The following is a 970-nucleotide window of genomic DNA, read 5'->3' on the forward strand; positions in this document are numbered from 1 at the left end:
ATTACTCAACGATAGTTGCAACAACACCAGCACCAACTGTACGGCCACCTTCACGGATCGCGAAACGTAGACCTTCGTCCATCGCGATTGGGCAGATCAGCTCAACAGTCATCTTGATGTTGTCACCAGGCATTACCATTTCAACGCCTTCTGGCAGCTCAACGTTACCAGTTACGTCAGTTGTACGGAAGTAGAACTGTGGACGGTAGCCTTTGAAGAATGGAGTGTGACGACCACCTTCATCTTTAGACAGTACGTATACTTCTGAAGTGAACTTAGTGTGCGGAGTGATTGAACCAGGCTTAGCAAGAACCTGACCACGCTCAACTTCGTCACGCTTAGTACCACGTAGAAGGGCACCGATGTTCTCACCTGCACGACCTTCGTCAAGCAGCTTACGGAACATTTCAACACCTGTACAAGTTGTCTTCGTAGTTTCTTTGATACCTACGATTTCAACTTCGTCGTTCACGTTGATGATACCAGCTTCAACACGGCCAGTTACAACTGTACCACGACCCTGGATTGAGAATACGTCTTCGATAGGCATGATGAAAGGCTTATCGATGTCACGCTCTGGCTCTGGGATGTAAGAATCTAGTGCTTCTGCAAGCTCAACGATCTTGTCTTCCCACTCTTTCTCGCCTTCAAGCGCTTTAAGAGCAGAACCCTGGATTAGAGGCAGGTCATCACCTGGGAAGTCGTACTCAGAAAGAAGTTCACGAACTTCCATCTCTACTAGCTCTAGTAGCTCTTCGTCGTCAACCATGTCACATTTGTTCATGAATACGATGATGTAAGGTACACCAACCTGACGAGAAAGTAGGATGTGCTCACGTGTTTGAGGCATAGGACCGTCAGTTGCAGCAACTACCAGGATCGCGCCGTCCATCTGAGCAGCACCAGTGATCATGTTTTTAACGTAGTCAGCGTGTCCAGGACAGTCAACGTGCGCGTAGTGGCGAGTTGG

Annotated in this window: 1 protein-coding gene; it reads right to left on the bottom strand. The window is 48.5% G+C overall.

Features of this window, described 5'->3' with window-relative positions:
- Position 1: 1 nt before the first annotated feature.
- The coding region (tuf, locus tag ACXAH1_RS24615; protein ID WP_475200330.1) for an elongation factor Tu at positions 2 to 970 on the bottom strand (969 nt) is incomplete at its 5' end.

The organism is Pseudoalteromonas sp. AWH4_217 (assembly GCF_056161105.1).